Raw genomic sequence first — 25,511 nt, 5'->3', positions numbered from 1 at the left:
GCACGGTAGGCCCCTACGCCGCGCCGACCGCCTTGGACGACTTCTCGAAACGCTTGCGTTCGTTCGGGTCGAGATAGAGCTTGCGCAGGCGAATGGTCTTCGGCGTCACCTCGACCAGCTCGTCGTCCTGGATCCAGGCCAGCGCCCGCTCCAGCGTCATGCGGATCGGCGGCGTCAGCTTGACCGCTTCATCCTTGCCGGCGGCGCGGATGTTGGTCAGCTTCTTGCCCTTCAGCACGTTCACTTCAAGGTCGTTGTCCCGACTGTGGATGCCGATGATCATGCCCTGATAGACCTTGACGCCCGGATCGATGACCATCGGGCCACGATCTTCAAGGTTCCACATGGCGTAGGCGACCGACTCGCCCTGCTCGTTGGAGATCAGCACGCCGTTGGTGCGGCCGGGCAATTCGCCCTTGTAGGGCTCGTAGGCATGGAACAACCGGTTCATCACGGCGGTGCCGCGCGTGTCGGTCAAAAGTTCCGACTGGTAGCCGATCAGGCCGCGCGTCGGCGCGTGGAAGACGATGCGCTGGCGGTTGCCGCCGGACGGGCGCAGCTCGACCATCTCGGCCTTGCGCTCCGACATCTTCTGCACGACGACGCCGGCATGCTCCTCGTCGACGTCGATGACGACTTCCTCGACCGGCTCCAGCAATTCGCCATTCTCGCCCTTCTGCATGACGACGCGCGGACGCGAGACGGCGATCTCGAAACCTTCGCGGCGCATGGTCTCGATCAGCACGGCGAGCTGCAACTCGCCACGTCCGGAGACGAAGAACGAATCCTTGTCGGGCGATTCCTCGATCTTCAGCGCGACATTGCCTTCGGCTTCCCGAAGCAACCGGTCGCGGATGACGCGGCTGGTCACCTTGTCGCCTTCGGTGCCGGCAAGCGGGCTGTCGTTGACGAGGAAGGACATGGTCACGGTCGGCGGGTCGATCGGCTGCGCATGCAGCGCCTCGGTCACCGCAAGGTCGCAGAACGTGTCGGCGACGGTGCCCTTGGACAGGCCGGCAATGGCAACGATGTCACCCGCCTGCGCCTCTTCGATCGGCTGGCGCTCGAGGCCACGGAAAGCGAGGATCTTGGAGATGCGCCCGGTTTCGATCTGGGTGCCGTCATTGTGCAACACCTTGACCGCCTGGTTGGACTTCAGCGTGCCGCTCTCGATCCGGCCGGTGATGATGCGGCCGAGGAACGGGTTGGCTTCCAGAATGGTGCCGATCATGCGGAACGGGCCGGGATGGACGGTCGGCGCAGGCACATGCTTGATGACGAGGTCGAACAGCGGCGCTAGCTGCTGGTCCTTGGGGCCTTCCGGGTTTTCCGACACCCAGCCATCGCGACCCGAACCATAGAGGATCGGGAAATCGAGCTGCTCGTCGGTGGCGTCGAGCGCGGCGAACAGGTCGAACACCTCGTTGACCACCTCGACATGGCGCGCGTCGGGACGGTCGATCTTGTTGATGACGACGATCGGCTTCAGGCCGACCTTGAGCGCCTTGCCGACGACGAACTTGGTCTGCGGCATCGGGCCTTCTGCGGCGTCGACCAGCACGATGGCCGAATCCACCATCGACAGGATGCGCTCGACCTCACCGCCGAAATCGGCGTGGCCGGGGGTGTCGACGATGTTGATGCGGGTGTCCTTCCAGTCGACCGAGGTCGCCTTGGCCAGGATAGTGATGCCGCGTTCCTTTTCGAGATCGTTGGAATCCATGGCGCGTTCGGCGACGCGCTGGTTGTCGCGGAAGGAGCCGGACTGTTTCAAAAGCTGGTCGACCAGGGTGGTCTTTCCATGGTCGACGTGCGCGATGATCGCGATATTACGGAGGTTCATGATTCTGGTCTCGGAAGCGTTGCAGGCAGCAGGCCAAAGGCGCTGCCTCTTTCGGTTGCGCGGCTCATACAGGGTTTTTCGCAGTTGCGAAAGGGGACGCGCGATACCAAATACTCATCAAATCTTAAGCATCTGCGTGTGAAATGATTTTGTTAACCAAGGCGGGAACCTTTTCAGGGCCCGGGCAGTTCGAACGTCATGACCGATAAACTCAACCGATTTTGGCCGCTGATCGCGTCCGCCGCCTTTGCCGTCCTGCTGGCGGCCAACGCCGCGCAGTCGGCCGCGACGCTGAAGGAAGCGCGGTCCGTCCTGCCGGCTGATGCGCCTTCCGCGCAGCAGGCCTTTGCCGACGCGCCCGACGGCGTCGACCCGATGGTGACCGGCCCGGTCAGCGCCGCCTTCAAGCAGAGACAGGCCAGCGCGAGCTGCGACACGGCGGTCTGGCCTCACATTCCAATGGTCTGCTATCCCGACTGAGACGCCTCGCGCTGCCCGCGCCGCCGCCAATCTCCCCCCTCGTGGGGGAGATGTCCGGCAGGACAGAGGGGGGCGCCGTAGAGCGCCACCCTTGAGTTAATTCTCGATCGTTAAGAACCTGGCGTCGGCATACTCTTGCAATTGGGTCAGAGGGGTCGGCGGGACAGCGCCCCCCTCTGCCCTGCCGGGCATCTCCCCCACAAGTGGGGAGATCGCCAAATTCGCCTGCCGCGCCTCAAGCCGCCTGCGGTCCCGGATCGAAGGCCGGTCGGCTGGTGTTGATCAGGAGCGAAATACAGGCGGCGGCGATCGCGGTCATGCCGGCAATCAGGAACGCCAGTTCGTAATTGCCCTGCAGTTCACGCATGGTGCCGCCGAAGGCCGCGGCGGTGGCGGCGCCCACCTGGTGGCCGGCGACGATCCAGCCGAACACGATCGGCCCGCTGCGGTCGCCGAAGGCTTCGTTGGCCAGCCGCAGCGTCGGCGGCACGGTGGCGATCCAGTCGAGTCCATAGAGCACCGCGAAGATGATCAGGCTGGTTGCCGAAAAGTCGGAATAGGGCAGGTAGATCAGCGACAGGCCACGGATGGCATAGTAGACGCCGAGCAGCTTGCGGGGGTCGTAGCGGTCGGTGAGCCAGCCCGACAGCGTGGTGCCGATCAGGTCGAAAATGCCCATCATCGACAACAGGCCGGCGGCCTGCACCTCGCCAATGCCCATGTCGCCGCAGAATGCGATAAGATGCGTGCCGACCAGCCCGTTGGTGGTGAAGCCGCAGACGAAGAAGGTGGCGAACAGGTACCAGAACACTCGCGTGCCGGCGGCGCGGCGCAACGTGTTGAGCGTATGCGCCAGGAAATTGCCTTGCGAGGCCGGCGAGACCGGCGGGACGTCATCCGCCTCGGCGCCATAGCGCACCATGCCGATCGAGGCCGGGCGCTCCGGCACCAGCAGCCAGACCAGAGGGATCAGCGCCGCTGTGGCGATCGCGACGGCGATGACGACAGGCTGCCAGCCGCCAGCCTGGGCAAGCGAAGCGATCAGCGGCAGGAAGACCAGCATGCCGGTGGCGCTGGAGGCCGACATCAGCCCCATGACAAGGCCGCGATTGGTCTTGAACCAGCGGTTGACGATCGTGGCGCCGAGCACACTGGCGACGGCGCCGGATCCGATGCCGGAAAAAACGCCCCAGGTGATGAACAGATGCCAGGGCTTGGTCATCAGCAGGCTGAGCGCGGTCGAGCCAGACATGATCACCAGCGATGCAAGCAGCGCGCGGCGTAGCCCGATGCGCTCCATCAGCGCTGCGGCGAACGGACCGGTCAGCCCATAGAGCAGGATGCCGACACCCGCGGCCAGCGAAATGATGTCACGCCGCCAGCCGAAACTGTTTTCCAGCGGCAGCATCATGACGGAGGGCGCGGAACGCAGGCCGGCCGCGATCAGCAGGCAGAGGAAGATGACGCCAACCACGACGAAAGCGTAGCGCTGGCCAAAGGGATGGGATTGAGCTATCATGTTACTGACCGGTACGTTGCAGGATGGGAATGTATACGTACCGATCGGTAACATTGTCAATCGAGTCCCATGATGCCAACCGACAAAAATATTGAACTGACCATCAGCGACGGTCATGCATCGACGCCCCCCAAGGCTGCCAAGAGAATTCTCGATGTTGCCTATGACCTCTTCTACCGGCGAGGTATCAGGGCGATCGGCGTCGACGAGATCGTCAAGCGCGCCGGCGTTACCAAGCCGAGCCTCTATCGCAGCTTTCCCTCCAAGGACGAACTGGCCGCCTCCTACCTCAGGCAATACGATCTTGAATACTGGGAGCGTTTCGATGAAGCCGTTGCCGCCAATCCCGGCGACCCGCGCGCGCAGATCAAGGCTTTCCTGACCCGCATCGGCAAGCGAACGCAAGTGGCGGACTATCGCGGCTGCGGCATGACCAATGCGGCGGTCGAATATCCAGACCACAGCCATCCGGCCCGCGTCGTCAGCGAGGCAAACAAGCAGGAATTGCGCCGCCGCCTGCGCGCCATGGCGGCTGCGATGGGCGCGCAGGACCCCGACACGCTGGGCGACGGGCTGCTGCTGCTCATCGAAGGCGCCTATATCAGCGGCCAGCTGTTCGGCCTCGGTGGACCGGCACAGTCGGTTGCCCGCAACGCCGACCTGCTGATCGAAGCGAGCTTGAAGAAATAGCCATTGGCGATACGCTGGGACGACCTCCAACGGAGAGCTCCGCGATGCGCAGCCTGTTGATCCCGCTCACCTTCGCCGGCCTTTGCCAGGCGGCACAAGCCGGCGAGATATCCAGCGCCTACACCGATCTCGTTGAAAGAAGGACTGCGTGACCTATGCGCAGGCCGAGCAGGGCGACGGCGACTGGGCCGACCTCGCCTGCTCCGGCTATCGCGGCTATTCCGTGCTGATCGGATATGACGACGCCCGCGAATCGCTGTTCTACGGTTTTCCGCCCGGCGGCGACATGACGTCCGCCTGGGAGAGTTTTTCGGCCTTCAATTCGTCCGCGGCCAAGGTCGAGTGGCGCATCGAAACCAATGGCGACAAGGCTGTGCCATTCGCGGTCATCCACCGCCGCTCGATCAGCGATCCCGAGGACGAGACCAAGAAGACCGAGGTGCTGCTCGTCGCCAAGGTCGCCCAGATGGACGTCCGTGACGGCTGCACCGTCGGCCTGGTGCTGGCCACCGGCAACCTCATTGCCAACGACCAGGAGCGCAAGATCGCCGACGAGATGGCGAAAGGCTTTGCCTGCGGCAAGGACAAGCGCGTGGTGGTCGGCAACGTGCCGGCTTTCGGCCGGGTCGACAACTGAGGACGTTGGACGTTCGCCGAAGCGTCAGTACTTCGTCATCCTGGGGCGAAGCAAGGAGCGCAGCGACGCGGCGCAGACCCCGGGATCCATGCCGCGACATCAACACCAACCGCAACGGTGCAGAATTTTGCCGCGTTGCGTCCCTTGCGCAAGGTCACGGCATGGATACCAGGGTCTGCGCGACGCCGCTTCGCGGCTGCTCCGCCCTGGTATGACAAAGTCGGATTACCTACTTGCTCGCCTTTGCCCGGTCGATCGCCTCCATGATCATCTTCTTGGCGTATTTGGAATCGTGCCAGCCCTCGATCTTGACCCATTTGCCGGGCTCGAGATCCTTGTAGTGCTCGAAGAAGTGCTGCACCTGCTGGCGCGTGATGTCGGGCAGCTGCGTGTATTCGGTGACGTTCTCGTAGCGCAGCGTCAATTTTGGCGACGGCACCGCGATGATCTTCTCGTCCTGGCCCGCATTGTCTTCCATGATCAGCACGCCGATCGGCCGCACGTTGATGACGCAGCCCGGCACCAAAGCGCGCGTGTTGCAGACCAGCACGTCGATCGGGTCGCCATCGCCCGACAGCGTGTGCGGCACGAAGCCGTAATTGCCTGGATAACGCATCGAGGTGTGCAGGAAGCGGTCGACGAACAGCGTGCCGGCCTCCTTGTCCATCTCGTACTTGATCGGCTCGCCGCCAATCGGCACCTCGATGATGACGTTGACGTCGTCAGGCGGATTCTTTCCAGTGGCTATGGCTTCGATGCGCATGGCTTTTGTCCCTCTCTCGATCGGCAGGAGATAGCGGGCGGCGCAAAATGGTGCAATGCGGCGAATGGTGCTTAAATGCATCCCGCGAGATGCGATGGCGTTCGACGCGTTCAATCATCGGCACAAGATGTTTCAGCGCCGTGATTTTGCGTGAGTCGGGGGCTTCGCCTTCCCCGATCATCCCCCGGCGGTCACTCCCAGACGAAAGCGACCTTCTTCAGCGCCTTCTGCTCGAAAATCTCGACGCCTTCGGCGATGTCGCGGCCGCCAGCCCCGGCATAGAAGGCCAGTGCGTTCTGGTTGTCTTCCAGCGCCCACACCACCATGCCTTTCAGCCCGTGGTCGGCGAGACGTGCCCTGGCTGCCGAAAACAGCCGTCTGCCGAGACCGATGCCCTGATATTCCGGGCGCAGGTACAATTCGTAGATTTCGCCCTGCTGCTTGAGTTCCTTGGCGCGGTTCTTGCCGATCGTCGCATAGCCGGCGATCGTGCCGCCGATCTCGACGACCAGCACGGTGGCGGCGCGGCGGATGGCATTCGCCCACCAATCGGCTCCCCGGCGGTTGATCATCGACGTCAGAGTACGGTGCGGAATGATACCGGAATAGGCGCCGCGCCAGGCTTCCAGGTGCACCTCGGCAATGGCGCCGGCATCGCGCGGGTCTGCCTTCCGAATGTCGATCGTCAGCGTATTCATGATTTGTTAACCATAAACCCGCGTCGCCCGATTGCAAGAGTCGGGGCGACCGATGGTCCGCTTTCGCACAGACGATCATGACGCTGGCGACATCCGGTAGAGCCTGTCAGGAATCCGGCTGAGGAGCGGTTGCAGGCGAGCTTTCAGATTTCGACCAGATGGTCGTCAAGCTCGTTGGTATCGCCCGGCGTGACCGGGAAGTGCTCGGCCAGCACCGCCCCGGCCTGCTCGATCGCCTTGACGAAACCGTCGGCAAGCCGGTCGTCGCCGGCATGCGCGGTCAGATCGCGCACCACGCCGTCCCAGACATGCTGGCCGACCTTGGCGTCGATGCCTGAATCGGCGACCACTTCGGCGTAGCGCTCGGCGATCGAGACGAAGATCAGCACGCCGGTGCGCGCCGTGGTGCGGTGGACGTTGCGGGCGAGGAACTGTTTGACCGCATTGGCGTGCGCGGCCTGATAGCGCAGCCGCCGCGGCACCATATGGATGCGCAGGCCGGGCAGCGTCCACAGCAGGGCAAGCACGCAGGCCAGCGCCAGCAACTCGGCGATGACGAAATGCGGCAGGCGGATGGTGAGCCACCAGGCCTCCAGCCCATAAGCGACCGCGAGGCTGACGACCAACATGCCAAGCGTCGCCATCAAAGCCGCAGGGGCGAAATAGCCATCGCTTGCATGCGCCACGACGCAATAGATCTCGCCGTCGGTCCTGGATTCCGCCGACCGGATCGCAGCGGCGATGCGTTCATGATCCTGCGGGCTGATCGGTCGTGTTGCCATGATCTTGTCTCACCAGCTTCCTGAAGAACCGCCACCGCCGGACGAGCCGCCGCCACCGGAGAAGCCTCCGCCACCTGAAAACCCACCCCCGCCGGACGACCAGCCACCACCACCCGACGACCATCCACCGGACGACCGCCGGTGCGGCTCGAAGGTCATGCCGAGCCAGCGATAACGTCCGGGGCCGAGCTTCTGGCCGAAGATCGGCGGCAGGACCGAGGCCGCGATGCTGCCGAAGAAAATGATCGCCCAGATGCTGACGAAGACGGCAAAGAACAGGTCGTCGGAATTGAACGGCGCCTGCTCGTTGCGCTTGCCGCGCGCCTCCAGCTCCTCCGGATTGCCCTCCAGCACCATGATCATGTCGTCGACGGCCTTCGAGATGCCGCCGGAGAAATCGCCGGCGCGGAAGGCCGGCACCATGTCATTCTCGATGATCAGCTTGGTGTGCAGGTCGGTCAGCGTGCCTTCCAGCCCATAGCCGACCTCGATGCGCATCTTGCGGTCGTTGGGCGCCACCAGCAGCAGGACGCCGTTGTTCTCCTTGGCCTGGCCGAGCTTCCAGAAGCGGAACAGCCGGTTGGCGTAGGGTTCGATCTCCTCGCCGCCGAGGCTGGGGATGGTGGCGACGACGATCTGGTCGGAGCCCTTGGTTTCGAAGTCCGCCAGCTGCTGCGTCAGCGCCGCCTTGGTCGCGGCATCGATGATGCCGGCATTGTCGACGACGCGGCCCGTGAGCGCCGGCAGATCGGCAGCGAAGGCGGCGAAGGGGAGGAAGAGTATGCTGGCAAGAAGGCCAACAAAGGAAAGGTAGGTGTTCCGTAGCGCCCCCCTCTGTCCTGCCGGACATCTCCCCCTCAAGGGGGGAGATTGGATGTCATCCAGGGTTTCGCCAATCGTCAAGGTTTGAGACTGGGAGCCGACCGCAAAGCTGCCAATCTCCCCCCTTGAGGGGGAGATGTCCGGCAGGACAGAGGGGGGTGTTTGCATGCCAGCGATCCGTCTTTTCGCGGAATTTATTCCGATGACTTTTCGCCGTTCACCCGCCCTGCTTCGTGCCGAAATCGACCTTCGGCACCTGCATCTTGTCTTCGTCGACGGTGAAGTTCGCGAAAGGTTGATTGCCGCGGAACCAGAGCGTCGCCCACAGCACCGAGGGGAACGTCCTCAGCGTCAGATTGTAGTCCCTGACGGCCTGGATATAGTCGCGCCGCGCCACCGCGATGCGGTTCTCCGTGCCTTCGAGCTGCGCCTGCAGCGCCAGGAAATTCTGGTTGGCCTTGAGGTCGGGATAGGCCTCCGACACCGCGATCAGCCGCGACAGCGCGCTGGTCAGCCCGGCCTGGGCATCCTGGAACTTCTTGAGGGCTTCCGGATCCTTCAGCGTTTCCGGCGTCACCGTGATCTGCGTCGCCTTGGCGCGCGCCTGGACAACGGCGTCGAGCGTGTCCTTTTCGTGCGAAGCATAGCCTTTGACCGTCTCGACCAGATTGGGGATGAGGTCGGCGCGGCGTTGATACTGGTTCAACACCTCGCTCCATGCCGCCCTGGCGTTTTCTTCCGCCGTCGGGATCGTGTTGTAGCCGCAGCCGGCAAGCAGCGGCAGCACGATTGCCATCATCAGGAAGGCGGGCAGCGTGCGGAATGGCGATGGTCGAGCAAGGCGCTGGGCAAGCATGATGGGGGTCCCTCGATAGAAGTTGCAGGCGAAGCATTATCACAATCGGCGCGCAAGAAAACGGCCCCGACCCCTGCAGCAGGCTCGGCGTATATCGTGCCGCGCAAGGCCCTGTGATTGGCCGCGCGAACGCGATAAGGTCCGATCAGAACGGGACATCATCATGGCGCGACGCCAGGACAGTGACAGCGAATCGCGCCGTATCCTCCAGCGCGTCGCGCAGGAGACCGATCCGGCCGGCAACTCTTTCGTGGCACGGACGACGAAAGGCATGCGCGACCATGTCTCGGCGGCCGATGCCGACCGCACGGACCCGATCGAAGTCTGGGGCACGCGCGTTGGCAGGATACTAGGCCTGCTTCTGGCGCTGGGCCTGATGGTCTGGCTCGTGCTTTTCCTCACCCGGGGCAGCTAGGAATCAAAAAACAATGAGCGCCGAAAAAACCGACGCGCCGCGCGCGGTCATCGTCATTTCCAGCCATGTCGCCCGTGGCTCCGTCGGCAACCGCGCCGCCGTCTTCGCGCTGGAGACGTTGGGCTTTCCGGTCTGGGCCGTGCCGACAATCATTCTGCCCTGGCATCCCGGCCATGGCCGGGCGACCCGCATCGTGCCGCCGCTCGACCAGTTCAAGGCGCTGATGGCCGATCTGGAGCGCGCGCCGTGGCTGGGTGAGGTCGGCGCCGTGTTGTCGGGCTATCTCGGCGAGCCCGGCCAGGCCGAGGCGGTCGCCTCGCTGGTCGCCGCGGTCAAGGCGAGGACGCCCGATGCCATCTATATCTGCGATCCGGTGATGGGCGATTCCGGCGGCCTTTATGTGCCCGAGCCCACCGCCGCCGCCATGCGCGACCGGCTGATGCCGATCGCCGACATCGCCACCCCCAACCGCTATGAGCTGGAATGGATGGCCGGCGCGCCGCTGCCTGACCTGAAATCGGTGATCTCGGCGGCACTCCATGCCGGACCGCCGACCATGCTGGTTACCTCGGCGCCATCCATGATTTCAGGCGGCACCGGCAATCTGCTGCTCGACGGCACCCAGGCGCTGCTGGCCGAGCACCGCCTGATCGACAAGCCACCAAACGGCCTGGGCGACCTGACCGCAGCGGTCTACCTGGCGCGCATCCTGTCCGGCCAGCCGGCGATCAAGGCGCTGCAGTCGACGACGGCGGCGGTCTACGAGATCCTGGCGCGCACGGCAAAACGCGGCGGCGACGAATTGCAGCTCGAAACCGATGCGCAGAGCCTGTCGCACCCGATGGCCATGGTCCAGCTGCGCCACCTCACGCATCCGGGGCGGGACCGCCGGGCGTGACCCCGGCCAAAGTCGTCGGCGTCGATGGCTGCAAGGCCGGCTGGATCGCCGTGCTGCGCGAACTCGGTTCGACACCTCGTAACCCCGACGCCGCGCCTTCGGTCGACGTCTTCCCCACCTTCGCTGCCCTGCTGGCGGCGGTCCCCGATGACGCGATCGTCGCCGTCGACATGCCGATCGGTTTACCGGAATTTTCGCAAAAGGGCGGACGCGGACCGGAGGCGCTGGTGCGGCCGCTGCTCGGCGCGCGCCAGTCCAGCGTCTTTTCGATCCCGTCCCGCGCCGCGCTCTATGCCGACACCAGCGGCTTCACCACGACCGAAGCCTGGTACGCGGCACATATCAGGGCAAGCGACGTGGCCAGGACCACATCCGATCCACCGCGCGGCGTTTCCATTCAGGCCTTCGGCATCTTCTCGAAAATCCGCGAGATCGACGCCTTGCTGATCGCGCGGCCCGAGCTGCGCGGTCGCGTCTTCGAATCGCATCCGGAAGTCGCCTTCTGCCGTCTGAACGGCGACCGGGCCATGCTGTTGCCGAAGAAGATCAAAGGAAAAGTCAATCCGGCGGGCATGGCTGAACGCAAAGCGCTGCTTTGCCGGCACGGCTATGACACGGACTTCCTCGACCAGCCCCCGCCACGTGGTGCGGCCGCCGACGATTTCCTCGACGCGGCGGCCATGATGTTGATCGCCGGCCGCATCGCCAGCGGCGAAGCAAAACCGTTTCCCAACCCGCCGCTCGCTGACGGTTTTGGCATACCGGTCGCCATCTGGGCGTGACAAAGTCGGCGGGCGTCCTGCTTTGGCGCATGGCATTTATGGCCAGCCCCCGCAATTCTGCATTGCTCGCAGCGGGCTTTTACCGTTAGAGCCATTCGTCGATCGCAACGAGCTGCCGCCTCCAACCGGAAAGGCCTTAGCCGCCCATGCCTCATCTTCCCGACCACCTCCTCGCCGGCTACCGCAATTTCATGAACGGCCGCTACCCCACCGAGAGCGGCCGTTATCGCGAGCTCGCCCGCGAAGGCCAGGCGCCCGAGACCATGATCGTCGCCTGTTGCGATTCGCGATCAGCGCCCGAGGCGATCTTCGACGCCGGCCCCGGCGAGCTCTTCGTGCTGCGCAATGTCGGCAATCTGGTGCCGCCTTACGAACCGGACGGCGAATTCCATTCGACCTCGGCCGCGCTCGAATTCGCGGTGCAGAGCCTCAAGGTCAAGAACATCGTCGTCATGGGCCACGGCCGCTGCGGCGGTATCCGCGCCGCGCTCGACACCAACGCCGCGCCGCTGTCGCCCGGCGACTTCATTGGCAAATGGATGAGCCTGATCGCGCCGGCCGCCGAGACGGTGTCGGCCAGCACCTTCATGACGGCGACGGAGCGCCAGACGGCCCTCGAGCGCATCTCGATCCGCTATTCCCTCGCCAATCTCAGGACCTTTCCCTGCGTCTCGATCCTCGAGACCAAGGGGCGGCTGTCGCTGCACGGCGCCTGGTTCGACATTTCGACCGGCGAGCTCTGGGTGATGAACAAGGAGACCGGCGATTTCGAGCGGCCGGTGCTGGAATGAAGGGGGCGGCGCGCCCGCTGATGGACGTCAGGCCGGTCGTTTTCACGGCAGCCTTATCGCTGTTGGCGATCATGGCCGCTCGCGCCGATGACCGCGCCATCATCAGCCGCTGGTATTCGGCTCTGCTGGTCGCCGATCGCACCGAGTTGGCGGACCTGCTCGCCGACGATGTCCGCATCAAGCTCGACGATCTCGGCGTCGTCCAGAGCAAGCAGGAATTCATCGCCTCGCTCGACGAATGGAAAGGCGCGGTTGCCGGGGCCGCTATCCGGCACCGCATCGAGAAGAGCGAAGGCGGGGTCACCACCGTGATCGCCTGCTACGATTTCCCCCACAATGACATGCTGATGCAGGAAACCTTCGCGGTGAGCGACGACCGCATCACCGCCAGCTCGCAGGCCGCGATCGCAGAAAACTGCGAGGGCTACTGAGCGGAGCGGCCAACTGGCATATTGCGGGCCCGCGGACCGCGTCCTACATCGGTGACACCCTCCTTCCTGATGCCAGCGAAAGACCCTCCATGCCCTCCACGAAAGTCGTCGATCTCGCCGCCCATCCATTGACCGCGTGGCGAGACCCGCTCGGCCTGCCCGATTTTGCCCATATTGGCGACGGTGACTTTTCCCCCGTCTTCGACGCCGCGCTGAAGGCGCATGAAGCCGAGATCGACGCGATATCAGGCAACAAGGATACGCCGACCATCGAGAACACGCTTGCAGCGCTGGAACTGGGCGGCGAGGCGCTCGATCATGTCTCGTCAATCTTCTGGTGCCGCGCCGGCGCCTACACCAACGAGACGATCCAGGCGCTGGAGCGCGATATCTCGCCGAAGATGTCCAGGCACTTCTCGGCGATCTCGATGAACGAAAAACTGTTTGCCCGCATCGACGATCTCTACCAGCGCCGCGAAGCCCTGAAACTCGATGCCGAGACGCTGCGCGTCCTTGAGAAGACCTGGAAAAGCTTCGTCCGCTCCGGCGCCAAGCTCGACGCCGACGGCAAGATGCGGCTGGCAAAGATCAACGAGGAGCTGTCGTCGCTTGGCACGACTTTCGGTCAGAACGTGCTGGCCGACGAGCGCGACTGGGCGCTGTTCCTCGACGAGGCCGACCTCGTCGGCCTGCCGGAGTTCGTGAAAAGCTCGATGGCCGAGGCCGCCGAGATGCGCGGCCAGAAGGGCCGCTACGCCGTCACCCTGTCGCGCTCGATCTATGAGCCGTTCACCACCTTCTCGGAACGCCGCGACCTGCGCGAGATCGCCTATCGCGCCTTCACCATGCGCGGCCAGAATGGCGGCGCGTCCGACAACACGACCGTGGTGCGCGACATGCTGAAGCTGCGCGCCGAGAAGGCGAAGCTGCTCGGCTACGCCTCCTTCGCCGCGCTCAAGCTCGACGATACCATGGCCAAGACGCCGAAGGCGGTGCATGCCCTGCTCGACCCGGTCTGGGAAAAGGCGTTGGAGAAGGCCGCCGCCGATCAGAAGGAGCTGGAGCGTCTGGCGACGGAAGCCGGCAGCAACGAAAAATTCGCCGCCTGGGACTGGCGCTTCTACCAGGAGAAGCTGCGCGCCGAGAAGTTCGCTTTCGACGAGGCGGAGCTGAAACCCTATCTGCAGCTCGACCGTGTCATCGATGCCTGCTTCGACGTGGCGACGCGGCTGTTCGGCATCACCTTCGAGGAGAAGAAGGGCATCGCCGCCTGGCATCCGGACGCGCGTGTGTTCGTGGTGAAAAACGCCGACGGCAGCGAGCGCGGCCTGTTCCTGGCCGACTATTTCGCGCGGCCCTCGAAGCGTTCCGGCGCATGGATGAGCGCGCTGAGGTCCGGTTATCGTCTAGGGCATGGCTCGAAGCCGGTGATCTACAACATCATGAACTTCGCCAAGCCGTCGGCGGGCGAACCGGCCCTGCTGTCGGTCGACGAGGCGAAGACCTTGTTTCACGAATTCGGCCATGCGCTGCATGGCATGTTGACCGACGTCACCTGGCCGTCGGTTTCCGGAACCTCGGTCAGCCGCGACTTCGTCGAATTGCCCTCGCAGCTCTACGAGCACTGGCTGACGGTGCCGGCGGTGCTGGAAAAGCACGCGCTGCATGTCAAGACCGGCAAGCCGATGCCGAAGGCGCTGCTCGACAAGATGCTGGCCACGCGCACTTTCGGCGCCGGCTTCGCCACCGTCGAATTCACCGCCTCTGCCTTGATCGACATGGCCTATCATGCGCGGCCCGATGCGCCGGATGCACCGCTTCGTTTCGAGGCCGAAACATTGGCAAAGCTCGAGATGCCCGACACGATCGCCATGCGTCACCGCACCCCGCATTTCGGCCATGTCTTCTCCGGCGACGGTTACTCGGCCGGCTATTATTCCTACATGTGGTCCGAGGTGCTCGACGCCGACGCCTTCGCTGCCTTCGAGGAGACGGGCGATCCCTTCAACCCCGCGCTGGCCGAGCGGCTGAGGAAGAACATCTACGCCGCCGGCGGCTCGAAGGACCCCGAAGAGCTTTACACCGCGTTTCGCGGCAAAATGCCTTCGCCGGAGGCGATGATGGTCAAGCGGGGATTGGTGTGATTAGCCAATCTCCCCCCTCGTGGGGGAGATTGGCAGGGTCGCCCGCGGCACCTGCCCAAGGATCAGCCACCCGTGGCCACACTGGCCGGGTCAGCTTGGTATAATTCGTCGCCGCCGGATTGCTGGGATACGAACTCGGCGCCGCGACATAGATGATCTCGGCGGCGATCGGCTCGAAGCCGGCGTAGAAATGGTTCGTCGACTTGATCAGCAAAATGTCTTTCGACAGCGGATCGACGCCGATGTTGGAAAAGACATCCGGCTCGAAGGTCTGCGTGCGGTTGGTGTTCAGGATCACATCGACCTCAGTGCCCTCGATGCGCACCACCGCTGACGGTCCCAATGTCACGCGGCTCGGTCCGAAACTCTGCCAGCCTTCGCTGACAGCCTTCAGCACCTTGACGCGCGCGTCGATCGGCTCGCCCGCCTGTGGCCCGGCCTTGCCGCCGAAACGCAGGTCGATGACCGCGCCCTCGCCGGCCGCCTGGCAGAAGGTCACCGCGATCGGATCCCAGATCGTCGCCACGCCGACGCTGGTGATGCCGCGCGCCAGGAGGTCGCGCAGCACGATGGTGCCGTCGCCCGGCACGCCGCCGCCGGGATTGTCCCAGATGTCGGCGATGACCACCGGCTTGCCCTTGCGCTGCGCGCGCACCGCGAGCGCGCGGTCGATGCCGTCGGCCGCACTCAGCATCGCCATCGCCGTCGTTTCGCGCATGGCATAGAGTTCGCGTCCCAGCCGCTTGGCCAGCGCATCGCCCTTGGCCTTGTCATCGTCGGTGACGACCAGGATGCGCGTGCCCATTTCCGGCACGTCGGCGGCCATGAAGCCGTGGATGACCGAGACCGACAGCACTCCGTCCTTGCCGTGCAGCGCCTTGATGCGGTCGACGAAGGAACGCATCGGCTCGCGGCTGGTCGGCAGCACCTGGATCATGCGGCAGTCGAAGGTCGAGATGACGGGCTTGATCTCGCCGCGCACCGCGGCAAGCCCAAGCTCGACGACGTGCTCGCCGCGCTCGTAGAAATCCGTGTGCGGGAATTCGAGGAAATAGGCCATGATGTCGGATGCCGCCACGCGCTTGGGCGTCAGATGGCTGTGCGGATCGAACTCGCAGGCGATCACCACCTCAGGCCCGACGATGCCGCGCACGCGCTCCAGCAGGTCGCCCTCGCAATCGTCATAACCCTGCGCCACCATGGCGCCATGCAGGCCCAAAATGACGGCATCGACCGGAAGTGCCGTCTTGAGCTGGCCGAGGATCTCGTCGCGCAGCGCTTCGTAGGTCTGCCGCTGCACCAGGCCGCCGGGCTCGGCCCAGGTCGCGGTGCCCTCGATCACGGTCAGGCCTTCGGCGACCGCGCGACGGCGCAACGCGACGATCGGCGAGGAACAAAGCGTCGGCGTCTCCGGATGCTTGCCCGGCCCGGCATAGAACGCCATCTCGAACGAGGCCCGGTCGGTCGGCACCGGCGAGAAGGTGTTGGTTTCGGTCGCCAGCGAGGCGGTGAAGATGCGCATGAAAGCTCCGTAGACTTCTTGTTTGGCGCAATTCCGGACGGAAAATCGCTGCGCACTTTTCCTGGAATTGCTGGGATCGCTACTTGACCGCCCCGAGCGCGAGGCCCCGGACGAGATAACGCTGCAACCATATGAACAGGATCGCCACCGGCAAGGTGGCCAGCAGCGTCGCCGCCATGACGTGATGCCATTCGATCGTGTAGCGGCCCGCGACCAGCGAGAAGACCTGGATCGGCAGCGTGTAGCTCTCCTGGCTGCGCAGCATGGTGAGCGCCACGACGAATTCGTTCCAGGCATTGATGAAGGTGAAGATCGCCGTCACCGCGATCGCCGGCAGGCAGAGCGGCAGGAACACTTTTCGCAAGGTCAGCCAGCGGCCGGCGCCTTCCATCCAGGCCGCTTCCTCGAGATCGCGCGGAATAGTGTCGAAATAGCTCTGCAGCATCCACACGGTGAAGGCGACATTGAAGGCCATGTAGATGAAGCCGAGCGCGGTGGTCGATTCGACCAGCCCCCAGGCGGCCATCAGTCGGAACAGCCCGAGCACCAGCACGATCGGCGAGATCATCTGCGAGATCAGCAGGAACTGGCGGAACGCGCCGTAGCCGGCGAAGCGGAAGCGCGACATCGCGTAAGCCGCCGGCACCGAGATCAAGATGGCGCCGACAGTGGCGATGACAGACACGTAGAGCGAATTGGCCAGCGCCTGGCCGAAGCCGGTCGCCACCCACATGTCGGAAAAATTCGACCAGCGGAACTCGCTCGGCCACCAGGTGGGTGTCAGCACCTCGGTCCGCGGCTTGACCGCTGTCAGGAACATCACAGCGAAGGGGAAGATCGTCACCACGATCAAAGGCGCCAGCAGCAGCCAGGCGAAGACGGTCCGCTTCAGCTTGCCGGTCATGCGCGCTGCTCCCGCATGGCGAGGCGCACATAGATCATGGTGAAGACCAGCAATATGGCGAACATCACCAATGACACCGCCGAGGCCTCGCCCAGTTTGCCGATGCGGAAGGCGAGCTTGTAGAGATGGGTGACCAGGATGTCGGTCGAATTGGCCGGCCCGCCCTGCGTCATCACCCAGATGATCGGGAACGAGTTGAAGACGTAGATGGTGTTGAGCACGATGGCGATGTTGATGAAGGGTTTCAGCAGCGGAAAAGTGATCTCGCGGAACTGCTGCAGCGGCGTTGCCCCTTCGAGTGCAGCCGCCTCGTAGAGATCGTCCGGGATCGACGACAGGCCGCCGAGGAAGATCGTCGTGGTGAACGGCACCGTCACCAATATGCCGATCAGCACCTGCATCGGAAAGGCGGTGCCGGCCTGTGCCAGCCACTGGATGTTGTGGTCGATCAAGCCAAGCCCGATCAGCGCCGAATTCAGCATGCCGCTTTCGCCGCTCAGCGCCCAGCGCCAGACCACCGCCGTCATGGTCAGCGAGACTGCCCAGGGCAGCATGATGATGACGCGGGCAAGGCCACGGCCATAGAAATCGATGTTGAGGATCATCGCCACCGGGATCGAGACCAGCAGCGCACCGCCGACCACCAGCACGGTCCAAAGCCCCGTGCGCCAGAGGGCCGCGATGAAATCAGGATCGGCGGTCAGCGCGGCGAAATTGGCAAGGCCGCTGAACTCATGCAACTGACCGAAGCGATTGACGTCGTGCGTCGCGATCTGGATCAGGTCCCAGACCGGCCAGAAGATGACCACCGCCGCCAGGAACAGGCTGGGCAAGGTCAGGAGATAGGGCAGGAAGCGATTTTGCATCGGCTAGGTGTACCGTAATTGCCGTGGGCTTGGTGGCCCTTCAATTCCTTACACGCGGTCTGCGCTGCCCCTCACCTGCCTGCCGGCATCCTCTCCCCGTATAGTGACGGGGAGAGGGGCGCTTTCGTCGCCGATTTCGCCAATCACCAGCGTCCAAGAAGGGCGCCGAGGTTGGGGCCAGCCTCTTTCTCCCCGTCGCTATACGGGGAGAAATGCCCGGCAGGGCAATGAGGGGCGGCGCGACATCGACGATCTTGTCCCGATTTGCCTTGTCGGTCTTCGCCATTTATCGCAGACACCGCTGCATACTTCTTCTAAAAGTGTGGCGCGCCCCGCCTGAGTCGGGGGCGCGCCACGGGCGCAGGGAGATACGCCCTATTTCTTCAGCACCGCCCCTATTTCTTCAGCACCGCATTGGCCTTCGCCGCGGCGTCCTTCAAGATTGTCTCGGGATCGCCGCCGAGATAGATCTTCTGCATGGTATCCGAGGTGATCTGGGCGACTTCTTCCCAGCCCGGGATGACGGGCGCGAAACGGGCATCCGGTAGCAGTGCGGTAAAGGCGGCCAGATCGGCGTTGTTGACGTAATAATCCATCTTGGCCTCTTCCTTGTTCACCGGCAGGAAGCCTTCACCTTGCGTGAACTTGGCGCGCTGCTCCGTGGTGAACAGGAAGTCCATCAGCTTCCAGGCCTCGTCCTTGTTCTTTGAGTTCTTGAACATGATCATGGAGTCGGTGACTCCATAGGTGCCGCGCGCGCCGGTCGGACCCGCCGGAATGGCGGCCACGCCGTATTTGAGGCTCGGCGCCTCCTCCTTGATCTGGTTGGACAGGAAGGGCGCCGTGATCATCATGCCGACCTTGCCCTGCTTGAATAGGTTCTGCACGTCCTCGCGGTTGTTGGAGGTGACGCCGGGCTCGGTCAGCCCCTCGTCGATCATCGACTTGTAGAGCTTGGCGGCTGCCAGCGCGCCCGGCGTGCTCAGGCCCGACGTGCCGTCCTTGTTGAGGATCTCGGTGCCCTGCGACCACATCGCGTAGTAGTAATAGACGTCGGTCTCGATCTCCTTGCCCTGCAGGCCGAAGCCGAAGGCGCCCTGCGCCTTGATCTTGCGCGCATCCTCCTGCAGTTCGGTCCAGGTTGCCGGCGGCTTGGCGATGCCGGCCTTTTCGAAGAGATCCTTGTTGTAATACATGGCGCGCGCCGAGGCGGCGATCGGCAGGCCGTAGGTCTTGCCGCCCATGATCGAAGGCGACAGGAAGGTGTCGATGAAGCGGCCCTTGAATTCGGGCGTGATGTAGCTGTCGAGTGGCTCGGCGACATCCTGCTGGACGAAGTCGATCAGCCAGCGCGTGCCGATGATGGAGAGATCCGCATTGGTGCCGGCGGTGATGTCGGTGGTCAGCTTCTGCAAGAGCACATCCCACGGCACCACCTCGAATTTGACCGTGATGCTAGGGTTCTTCGCCTCGAACTCCTTCTTCACCTGCTCGAAGTAGGGGCCGGTCTTGGCGCTGTATTCCGCGACGGTAACCCGCACTTCGCCGGCCTCTGCCTGCGCCGCGAAGGCCAGCATGCCCATTCCGGCCATCAGGCCGGCAGTCCATTTTGCAAGGTTCATCCGATCTCTCCCATTTGTTTCGCGCATTCGCGCTCCTTGTGCCGGTGCTGACACAAGATTTATGTGACTTTCCTACATTATCGATGAATTCGGCGCGCGCAAGCGGATTAATATGTTGCTTAATTACATCTCGTTCTTTAGGCTCCCGGCATCTGGCTGACCTGCGGGAGAAGCAAGCGCCGTGGTTTCGAGAGCCGAATTCGAAGGCAGGACCGTCGTGGTCACCGGCGCCGGTGGCGGCCTCGGCTCGGCGATCGTCGCACTGCTGGCCGGCAGGGGCGCGCGGGTGGTCGGCTGCGACCAGTCCGACGAGGCGCTGGCGAGCCCGCACCTTGCCTCGCGCCATGTCTTCGACCTTCTCGATCGCGCCTCGGTCGAAGCCGCGATCGCCGCGGTGCTCGAAAAGGACGGCGTCCCCGACATCCTGATCAACAATGCCGGCTGGACCCGCGCCGAGACGCTTGATGCGCTGACGGCGGACAGGATCGAGCATGAGCTCGACCTCAATTTGACCGGTGTGATGATTTTCGCCGACCCCATGGTCAAGGCGATGGCCGCGCGCGGTTCGGGCAGCGTCGTCTTCATTTCTTCCGTCAACGCCATCGCGCATTTCGGCAACCCCGCCTATGCCGCCGCCAAAGCCGGCATCAACGCCTATGCCAAATCGATCGCCGTCGAACTCGGCCGCAGCGGCGTGCGCGCCAATGTGGTCTGCCCCGGATCGATCCGCACCGCCGCCTGGGACCATCGCCTCGCCAAGAATCCTGACGTAATCGGCAAGCTGCAGCGACTCTATCCGCTCGGCCGCATCGTCAACGCCTCGGAAGTCGCCGAAGCGGTGGCTTTCCTTGCTTCCGACCGGGCCTCGGGCGTAACAGGCGTGGTGATGCCCGTGGATGCGGGATTGACGGCCGGCTGCCTGCCGTTCATCGACGACATATTGGGAGCGTAACCATGACCGACGTCGAGTTTCGCAACCTGTCGAAATCCTTTGGCCAGCACAAGATCCTCGAGGACATCAGCCTCGACATCGAGAGCGGCGAGTTCGTGGTGCTGGTCGGGCCGTCCGGCTGCGGCAAGTCGACCTTGCTGCGCATGCTGGCGGGATTGGAGACCATCAGTTCCGGCGATCTCCTGATCGGCGGCACGCGCGCCAACGACCTGCCGCCGCAACAGCGCAACATCGCCATGGTGTTCCAGTCCTATGCGCTGTTCCCGCACCTGAAGGCTTCCGACAATATCGGCTTCGGTCCGAAAATCCGTGGCGAGAACCGCACGGCCATCGACCAGAAGGTCAAGAAGGCGTCCGGCGTCCTCAACCTGTTCTCTTACCTCGACCGCTATCCCCGCCAGCTCTCGGGCGGCCAGCGCCAGCGCGTCGCCATGGGCCGCGCCATCGTGCGCGAACCCTCGGTGTTCCTGTTCGACGAGCCGCTCAGCAATCTCGACGCACAGCTGCGCGTGCAGATGCGCACCGAGATCAAGGCGCTGCACCAGCGGCTGAAATCGACCATCGTCTACGTCACCCACGACCAAATCGAGGCCATGACCATGGCCGACCGCATCGTCGTGATGGATCGCGGCAGGATCCAACAGGTCGGGGCGCCGCTGGAGCTCTACGACAGGCCGGCCAACAAGTTCGTCGCCGGCTTCCTCGGCTCGCCGTCGATGAGTTTTGTGTCCGGTGCCCTCAAGACGACGCCCGAGAAAACCTGGTTCGAGTCGGTCGGCGGCGGCCGGCTTGCGCTCGCTGGCAAGCCGGTGCCGGCAGGCAGTGCGGTGGAGGCGGGCATCCGGCCCGAGCATTTCATCGTCGGTGAAGCCACCGATGCCATGACGCTCAAGGTTGATGTCGTCGAGCCGACCGGTTCCGAAACCCATGTCTACGGCGCCATTGGCACTGATACGGTACGCGCCGTGTTCCGCGACCGGCTGCCGGTCCGGCCAGGCGACCTGCTGCCGGTCTCCGTCGATCCCGGCAACATCCATCTGTTCGACACGGCGACGGGCCTGCCGCTGAGATGACGACGGAAACGCTGATATGAAGACGCCTGCCGACATCATCACGCGGCTGCAGCTGATGTCGCAGGACGGCACCAAGTCGGATCGCCGGCTGGCGAGCCTCGTTCTGTCCGATCTCGACTTCGCCTCCAAGGCCGCGATCTCCGAGATCGCCGCGCGCGTCGGCGTCAGTGAGCCGACGGTCACCCGTTTTTGCCGCAATCTCGGCTGCGAGGGCCTGCGCGACTTCAAATTCTATCTGGCGCAGGCCATTGCCATCGGCGGCCAGTATCTGTCGCCGGAGCCGCTGAGCCGCGACGCCCGCGAGCAGCGCATTGCGTCGGCCATCACCGAAGCGGCTGTCACAGCCATCCAGCGCGCCAGCGAGAATCTCGACATGACGACGCTGGTCGACGTCGCCGCGCGCCTTGCGGCATCGGGCAATGTGCTGTGCATCGGTTCGGGTGGCATTTCCTCGATGATGGCGACCGAGATGCAGAACCGGCTGTTCAGGCTCGGCCTGCCGGTGCTGGCTCAGATCGACGGGCAACTGCAGCGCATGTATGCCGCCGTCGCCACGCCGGACACCACCGTGGTCGCCTTCTCGGTCTCCGGCTACGCGCGCTCGGTCATCGAGGCGGTGCAGGTCGCCCAGCAATATGGCGCCGCCACGGTTGCCGTCACCGCGCCCGACTCCGCATTGGCCGGGGCCGCCGACACGGTCATCCACCTGCAGCCGCTCGAGGACGGCAACATCTACAAGCCGACATCGTCGCGCTACGCGCTGCTGGCGATCGTCGACATGATCGTGACATCGGTCGCCGAGACGCGCGGCCCGAAGGTGCTGGAGAACCTGCGCCGCATCAAGCAGAGCGTGAACACGCTGAAGGTGGACGATCCGCGTTTGCCGCTGGGAGATTGAACTTCAGGCAGAGGATTGATCGCAGAGCGCTTCGACACTTCTTGCCAGCGCCTCCGGATCACCCACAATGCGCAGCGTCTTGAGCCGGGCCGTGCCGCCGGCAAAGACCGAAACGGCCGATACCGGCACGCCCAGCGCCTTGGCGACCAGCTTCTCCAGCGCTTGATTGGCGGCGCCGTTTTCCGGCACGGCGCGGACCCGCGCCTTCACGTGACGTCGTCCGTCCGCCGATGTTTCGACGCCTTCGAGCCGGTCCACGGAAGACTTCGGCGTTAGCCGCACGAACAGATCGACGCCGTTCTCGCGGATGCGGAACGGCGCGCTCATGCGATCGTCAGGCCAGCAGCAGCGGCGCCACCGTGGTGAGAATGAACTGCCTGAGGAAGAACAGGATCAGCAGCAGGATGATCGGCGAGATGTCGATGCCGCCAAGGTCGGGCATGAAGCGGCGGATCGGCCGCAGCGCCGGCTCGGTCAGCCGGTAGAGCATGTTGCCGATGCTGCCGACGAACTGGTTGCGCGAGTTGACGACGTTGAAGGCATAGAGCCAGGAAAAGATCGCCGAGGCGATGATGACCCACCAATAGAGGTCGAGCGCCATGACGATGGTTTGAATGAGGGCGAGCATGCCGGTCTCCAATTGTTGCCGACATGTAGCCATTACGCGCCAAACCGGCAAGGGCAGGTTCCACCCATGTGACCGGCTGTCGGGTTTTCGGTGAAGCGCCGCCTTGACAGGAAACCGCGTCGCCCGATAAATGCGCCATCCGCTGGACGGGGCTGTAGCTCAGCTGGGAGAGCGCGTCGTTCGCAATGACGAGGTCAGGAGTTCGATCCTCCTCAGCTCCACCAGCGGAATAATCGATTGTCCGCCTTTCCCGCGCGGCAACGCCCAAACGTCATCCGATACGTCGAGATGCGTCACACGGCGTCAATGCCCCCAAAAATGGCCAGATGCGATTTCGCGTTCCCAAGGCGAAATGGTTGTCAATTGGACTTATGGCGATGGGCCTCTGTACGGTCGACACTATTTTTTTTGGAAGCCGCCCCATTAGACTGGCGTTGTGTCGTGCTGTTCGAGGCTGGCCATATCGGCCAGAACATGATGCTCGCGGCAACCGGGCACGGCCTGTCGGCCTGTCCGACGGCGGCGCTGAGCCATTCGGCGATCAAGCGCCTTCTGGGCCTCGACCGTCTTACCGACGCGCCCATCTATGCATTGACCCTCTCAACCCCGGAACTTGATCCGCATTCGGCGGTTCGGTCGATCAATTAGCCGCCTCAACATGTCCAGTGCAGCCGGTACGCGTTCCCAGAGTTCCATCCGATGACAGGAGCAGCACGTGTCAAAGCAGTCCTTACGTCAGTCAGATCTCGATAGTCTCCAATATATCGCGACGATGACCAACGAGCTGGTGCAGATGGCCGAAGCAAGCCGTTTTCCCATGATCTCCTATCTGCTCGGCATGGCCTATGCCGAAGCCTTCGATGTCTTGCGCGGCGCACGCCCGGCCAGACAAGCGCAGCTTGGCGGCAACCCGATGCACCCCAAGGCACATGCGAAAGGCAACCACGCTCAGCCAAGGACAGCGTAGAGCGCACATGATGCAGACCATCGAGATCAATGGCGCCGGCGATCCTAGCCTTAGAATCCTGCGCACCAAATGCCGCTTCTACCTGGAACAGGTCGAGGCGCTCTGCCAGTCGCTGAGCCAGCGATAGACACCGTTCAATTCAACCTGAACACGAATGGCGCCGTACGGCTGACGCGCGAGCCGAGTTCCGGCGGCGGCGCCGGCACGGTGGCGCCCTGCAGCACCGCGAGCGCGGCACGGTCGAGTTCGGCATCGCCGGACGAACGGACGACCCGGGCCGACAGGATCCGGCCGGACGGGTCCATCGTGAAAGTCACGTTCACATTGCCCTGCGCGCGCCGGGATCTCGCGGCACGCGGTAGCGCTTGTGGCGGTTGATCCACGCCGTCAGCCGCGATTCCCATTTGGCCGGGCTGAGACCTGAAAACCCCGGCGCGGATCCCGGCGCCGCTGCCCTGGCGGGCCTGGCCTCGGCGCTCGCGGCACTTGCCGTCTTCGGCGGTGCCGCCTTTTCCTTCTTCGGCTTTGGCTTGGGCTTGTCGACAGGCTTTTTTGACCTTGGCTTCGGTCGGTTTCTTTTCCTTGCGCCGCTCCGTCGGCCTTGCCTGCGGCGGCGGAACGACAACCTCCGGTGCGACGTTCTCGACAGTATCGGGGACGACCTCCTCCAGCGGCGGCCGGTCGACCGGTTCGGCCTTCGCGATCTCCGTAGGCCCGTCCGGCGGCACCGTTTCCGGCTCGGCAACAGGCTCCGCTTGCTCGACCACCTTGTCGGGCCCGGTCTTCTCGGTCTCTTCGAACGGCTCGGTCTGGTCGGGAATGGCCCCGTCGAGCATCGCTGCCTGTTCGGGCACCGCCGGTGTCACCATCATCGGCACCATGTCGATCACCGGGGCCGGCGGTCCGCTATCCGACGGTTCGACTGGACCGAATTTCTGCACGACATAGGCGACCGCGACATGCGCGCCAAGCATCAGCAAGGCCGCACATGCCCACAGGCCAAGGTCGCGCCAGCCGAAGCGCGACAGCGCCACCGTTGGCGAGGCGGCCGATCGTGTCATGGGGCTGCTGCCGTTCCCCCTGGCACCGATGCGGCGGCATCACCGGCGGGCGCGGCCTCCAGGCCGACCAGGGCGACCTTCAGATAGCCGGCGCCGCGCAGCAGGTTCATCGCCTCCATCAGGTCGCCATAGGCGACCGCCTTGTCGGTGCGCAGGAAGATCCGCGTCTGCTTGTCCCCTTTGGTGCGGCTGTCGAGCGTGGCGGCAAAAGCCGGGCGCGGCACGGCGTCATTGCCGATCGGGAGCGTGAGATCATCCTTCAAGGTCAGGAAGAGCGGTGTCTCGGGGCGCGGCGCCGGCGTTGCCGTCGAGCCGGGCAGGTCGACATTGACATCCACCGTCGCCAGCGGCGCGGCGACCATGAAGATGATCAGCACCAGGATGACGTCGATGAAGGGCGTGACCTTGATCTCATGGTTCTCCTCGAGATCGTCATCCATGATCTGGCGGATCCGGCTGCCCATGGC

Annotated in this window: 28 protein-coding genes, 1 tRNA gene and 1 pseudogene; 15 read left to right on the top strand and 15 right to left on the bottom strand. The window is 64.1% G+C overall.

What is annotated here, in order from left to right; translation table 11 throughout:
- Positions 1 to 13: 13 nt before the first annotated feature.
- Positions 14 to 1,843, bottom strand: coding sequence for a translational GTPase TypA (gene typA / locus FJ970_RS05715; protein ID WP_027145159.1), 1,830 nt, complete (start codon positions 1,841 to 1,843; stop codon positions 14 to 16).
- 198 nt (positions 1,844 to 2,041) lie between these two features.
- On the opposite strand from typA, the gene FJ970_RS05710 reads away from it, so the two are divergent.
- Positions 2,042 to 2,323: a hypothetical protein gene (locus FJ970_RS05710; RefSeq protein ID WP_140761663.1), complete on the top strand. Its 282-nt coding sequence runs from the start codon at positions 2,042 to 2,044 to the stop codon at positions 2,321 to 2,323.
- A 235-nt stretch (positions 2,324 to 2,558) separates the two neighbouring features.
- On the opposite strand, the gene FJ970_RS05705 is transcribed toward FJ970_RS05710, so the two are convergent.
- Complete coding sequence (locus FJ970_RS05705) at positions 2,559 to 3,842, bottom strand: MFS transporter (protein WP_140761660.1); 1,284 nt, start codon at positions 3,840 to 3,842, stop codon at positions 2,559 to 2,561.
- 72 nt (positions 3,843 to 3,914) lie between these two features.
- Here FJ970_RS05705 and FJ970_RS05700 point away from each other — a divergent pair, with 72 nt between their 5' ends.
- Positions 3,915 to 4,532: a TetR/AcrR family transcriptional regulator gene (locus FJ970_RS05700; RefSeq protein WP_140761657.1), complete on the top strand. Its 618-nt coding sequence runs from the start codon at positions 3,915 to 3,917 to the stop codon at positions 4,530 to 4,532.
- A 44-nt stretch (positions 4,533 to 4,576) separates the two neighbouring features.
- A pseudogene (locus FJ970_RS05695) lies at positions 4,577 to 5,169 on the top strand (hypothetical protein).
- A 229-nt stretch (positions 5,170 to 5,398) separates the two neighbouring features.
- On the opposite strand, the gene ppa reads toward FJ970_RS05695, so the two are convergent.
- The 5 genes from ppa to FJ970_RS05670 all read right to left on the bottom strand — a co-directional run bounded on the left by ppa (position 5,399) and on the right by FJ970_RS05670 (position 9,090).
- Entirely contained in the window at positions 5,399 to 5,932 is a 534-nt protein-coding gene (gene ppa / locus FJ970_RS05690; RefSeq protein WP_140761654.1) for an inorganic diphosphatase, read from the bottom strand.
- Positions 5,933 to 6,123: 191 nt separating this feature from the next.
- Positions 6,124 to 6,630, bottom strand: a complete 507-nt coding sequence (locus FJ970_RS05685; protein ID WP_140761651.1) for a GNAT family N-acetyltransferase — start codon at positions 6,628 to 6,630, stop codon at positions 6,124 to 6,126.
- A gap of 143 nt (positions 6,631 to 6,773) precedes the next feature.
- Entirely contained in the window at positions 6,774 to 7,412 is a 639-nt protein-coding gene (locus tag FJ970_RS05680) for a TPM domain-containing protein (protein ID WP_140761648.1), read from the bottom strand.
- A 9-nt stretch (positions 7,413 to 7,421) separates the two neighbouring features.
- Positions 7,422 to 8,273: a TPM domain-containing protein gene (locus tag FJ970_RS05675; protein ID WP_140761645.1), complete on the bottom strand. Its 852-nt coding sequence runs from the start codon at positions 8,271 to 8,273 to the stop codon at positions 7,422 to 7,424.
- A 178-nt stretch (positions 8,274 to 8,451) separates the two neighbouring features.
- Positions 8,452 to 9,090, bottom strand: coding sequence for a LemA family protein (locus tag FJ970_RS05670; RefSeq protein ID WP_140761642.1), 639 nt, complete (start codon positions 9,088 to 9,090; stop codon positions 8,452 to 8,454).
- 163 nt (positions 9,091 to 9,253) lie between these two features.
- On the opposite strand from FJ970_RS05670, the gene FJ970_RS05665 reads away from it, so the two are divergent.
- The 6 genes from FJ970_RS05665 (at position 9,254) to FJ970_RS05640 (ending at position 14,551) form a co-directional block, all read left to right on the top strand.
- A complete protein-coding gene (locus FJ970_RS05665; protein WP_140761639.1) occupies positions 9,254 to 9,505 on the top strand; it encodes a hypothetical protein in 252 nt (83 codons plus the stop codon).
- Positions 9,506 to 9,518: 13 nt separating this feature from the next.
- Complete coding sequence (gene pdxY / locus FJ970_RS05660; protein WP_140761637.1) at positions 9,519 to 10,403, top strand: pyridoxal kinase PdxY; 885 nt, start codon at positions 9,519 to 9,521, stop codon at positions 10,401 to 10,403.
- Complete coding sequence (locus FJ970_RS05655) at positions 10,400 to 11,185, top strand: DUF429 domain-containing protein (RefSeq protein WP_140761634.1); 786 nt, start codon at positions 10,400 to 10,402, stop codon at positions 11,183 to 11,185. Before pdxY ends, FJ970_RS05655 begins: the two co-directional genes overlap by 4 nt.
- A 146-nt stretch (positions 11,186 to 11,331) precedes the next feature.
- Positions 11,332 to 11,976 (top strand): carbonic anhydrase, encoded by a 645-nt coding sequence (locus FJ970_RS05650; RefSeq protein ID WP_140761632.1) that lies wholly within the window; start codon positions 11,332 to 11,334, stop codon positions 11,974 to 11,976.
- The gene (locus FJ970_RS05645) at positions 11,973 to 12,407 is read left to right on the top strand and encodes a nuclear transport factor 2 family protein (protein WP_140761629.1); all 435 of its coding nucleotides are present in this window, start codon (positions 11,973 to 11,975) and stop codon (positions 12,405 to 12,407) included. The genes FJ970_RS05650 and FJ970_RS05645 overlap by 4 nt, the downstream gene beginning before the upstream one ends.
- An 89-nt stretch (positions 12,408 to 12,496) precedes the next feature.
- Complete coding sequence (locus FJ970_RS05640; RefSeq protein ID WP_140761626.1) at positions 12,497 to 14,551, top strand: M3 family metallopeptidase; 2,055 nt, start codon at positions 12,497 to 12,499, stop codon at positions 14,549 to 14,551.
- On the opposite strand, the gene FJ970_RS05635 is transcribed toward FJ970_RS05640, so the two are convergent.
- The 4 genes from FJ970_RS05635 to FJ970_RS05620 form a co-directional block, all read right to left on the bottom strand.
- Complete coding sequence (locus FJ970_RS05635) at positions 14,532 to 16,073, bottom strand: M81 family metallopeptidase (RefSeq protein WP_227792041.1); 1,542 nt, start codon at positions 16,071 to 16,073, stop codon at positions 14,532 to 14,534. The genes FJ970_RS05640 and FJ970_RS05635 overlap by 20 nt on opposite strands.
- Before the next feature lie 79 nt (positions 16,074 to 16,152).
- Positions 16,153 to 16,977 (bottom strand): carbohydrate ABC transporter permease, encoded by an 825-nt coding sequence (locus FJ970_RS05630; RefSeq protein ID WP_140761623.1) that lies wholly within the window; start codon positions 16,975 to 16,977, stop codon positions 16,153 to 16,155.
- Positions 16,974 to 17,843, bottom strand: coding sequence for a carbohydrate ABC transporter permease (locus tag FJ970_RS05625; RefSeq protein WP_140761619.1), 870 nt, complete (start codon positions 17,841 to 17,843; stop codon positions 16,974 to 16,976). The genes FJ970_RS05630 and FJ970_RS05625 overlap by 4 nt, the downstream gene beginning before the upstream one ends.
- A gap of 395 nt (positions 17,844 to 18,238) precedes the next feature.
- Complete coding sequence (locus FJ970_RS05620; protein ID WP_140761615.1) at positions 18,239 to 19,465, bottom strand: ABC transporter substrate-binding protein; 1,227 nt, start codon at positions 19,463 to 19,465, stop codon at positions 18,239 to 18,241.
- A 181-nt stretch (positions 19,466 to 19,646) separates the two neighbouring features.
- Between FJ970_RS05620 and FJ970_RS05615 the strand changes: the two genes are divergently transcribed.
- The 3 genes from FJ970_RS05615 to FJ970_RS05605 are packed head-to-tail and all read left to right on the top strand — an operon-like array spanning position 19,647 to position 22,388.
- Positions 19,647 to 20,417, top strand: a complete 771-nt coding sequence (locus tag FJ970_RS05615; protein WP_140761613.1) for an SDR family NAD(P)-dependent oxidoreductase — start codon at positions 19,647 to 19,649, stop codon at positions 20,415 to 20,417.
- A 2-nt stretch (positions 20,418 to 20,419) separates the two neighbouring features.
- A complete protein-coding gene (locus FJ970_RS05610; RefSeq protein WP_140761610.1) occupies positions 20,420 to 21,490 on the top strand; it encodes an ABC transporter ATP-binding protein in 1,071 nt (356 codons plus the stop codon).
- Between the two features lie 16 nt (positions 21,491 to 21,506).
- Positions 21,507 to 22,388, top strand: a complete 882-nt coding sequence (locus FJ970_RS05605) for a MurR/RpiR family transcriptional regulator (protein WP_140761608.1) — start codon at positions 21,507 to 21,509, stop codon at positions 22,386 to 22,388.
- A gap of 3 nt (positions 22,389 to 22,391) precedes the next feature.
- Here the strand turns inward: FJ970_RS05605 and FJ970_RS05600 are convergent, their stop codons facing one another.
- Both FJ970_RS05600 and FJ970_RS05595 read right to left on the bottom strand, forming a co-directional pair.
- Positions 22,392 to 22,715, bottom strand: coding sequence for a DUF167 domain-containing protein (locus FJ970_RS05600; RefSeq protein WP_140761606.1), 324 nt, complete (start codon positions 22,713 to 22,715; stop codon positions 22,392 to 22,394).
- A gap of 7 nt (positions 22,716 to 22,722) precedes the next feature.
- A complete protein-coding gene (locus FJ970_RS05595; protein WP_015315112.1) occupies positions 22,723 to 23,016 on the bottom strand; it encodes a YggT family protein in 294 nt (97 codons plus the stop codon).
- A gap of 148 nt (positions 23,017 to 23,164) precedes the next feature.
- On the opposite strand from FJ970_RS05595, the gene FJ970_RS05590 reads away from it, so the two are divergent.
- The 3 genes from FJ970_RS05590 (at position 23,165) to FJ970_RS05580 (ending at position 23,983) form a co-directional block, all read left to right on the top strand.
- Positions 23,165 to 23,240 (top strand) — tRNA-Ala (locus tag FJ970_RS05590).
- 217 nt (positions 23,241 to 23,457) lie between these two features.
- Positions 23,458 to 23,664 (top strand): nitroreductase family protein, encoded by a 207-nt coding sequence (locus FJ970_RS33575; protein WP_265336217.1) that lies wholly within the window; start codon positions 23,458 to 23,460, stop codon positions 23,662 to 23,664.
- 67 nt (positions 23,665 to 23,731) lie between these two features.
- A complete protein-coding gene (locus FJ970_RS05580; RefSeq protein ID WP_140761603.1) occupies positions 23,732 to 23,983 on the top strand; it encodes a hypothetical protein in 252 nt (83 codons plus the stop codon).
- A gap of 134 nt (positions 23,984 to 24,117) precedes the next feature.
- Here the strand turns inward: FJ970_RS05580 and FJ970_RS05575 are convergent, their stop codons facing one another.
- Entirely contained in the window at positions 24,118 to 25,044 is a 927-nt protein-coding gene (locus FJ970_RS05575) for an energy transducer TonB (protein WP_321575734.1), read from the bottom strand.
- On the bottom strand, positions 25,041 to 25,508 hold the full coding sequence (gene exbD / locus FJ970_RS05570; protein WP_140761601.1) for a TonB system transport protein ExbD: 468 nt from the start codon (positions 25,506 to 25,508) through the stop codon (positions 25,041 to 25,043). The genes FJ970_RS05575 and exbD overlap by 4 nt, the downstream gene beginning before the upstream one ends.
- Positions 25,509 to 25,511 lie beyond the last annotated feature (3 nt).

Origin of the sequence: Mesorhizobium sp. B2-1-8 (assembly GCF_006442545.2) — a bacterium.
In the GTDB taxonomy this organism is placed as follows: domain Bacteria; phylum Pseudomonadota; class Alphaproteobacteria; order Rhizobiales; family Rhizobiaceae; genus Mesorhizobium.
Note: the sequence above shows the minus strand (reverse complement) of the source record. Positions and strands in the feature narration are given on the sequence as shown.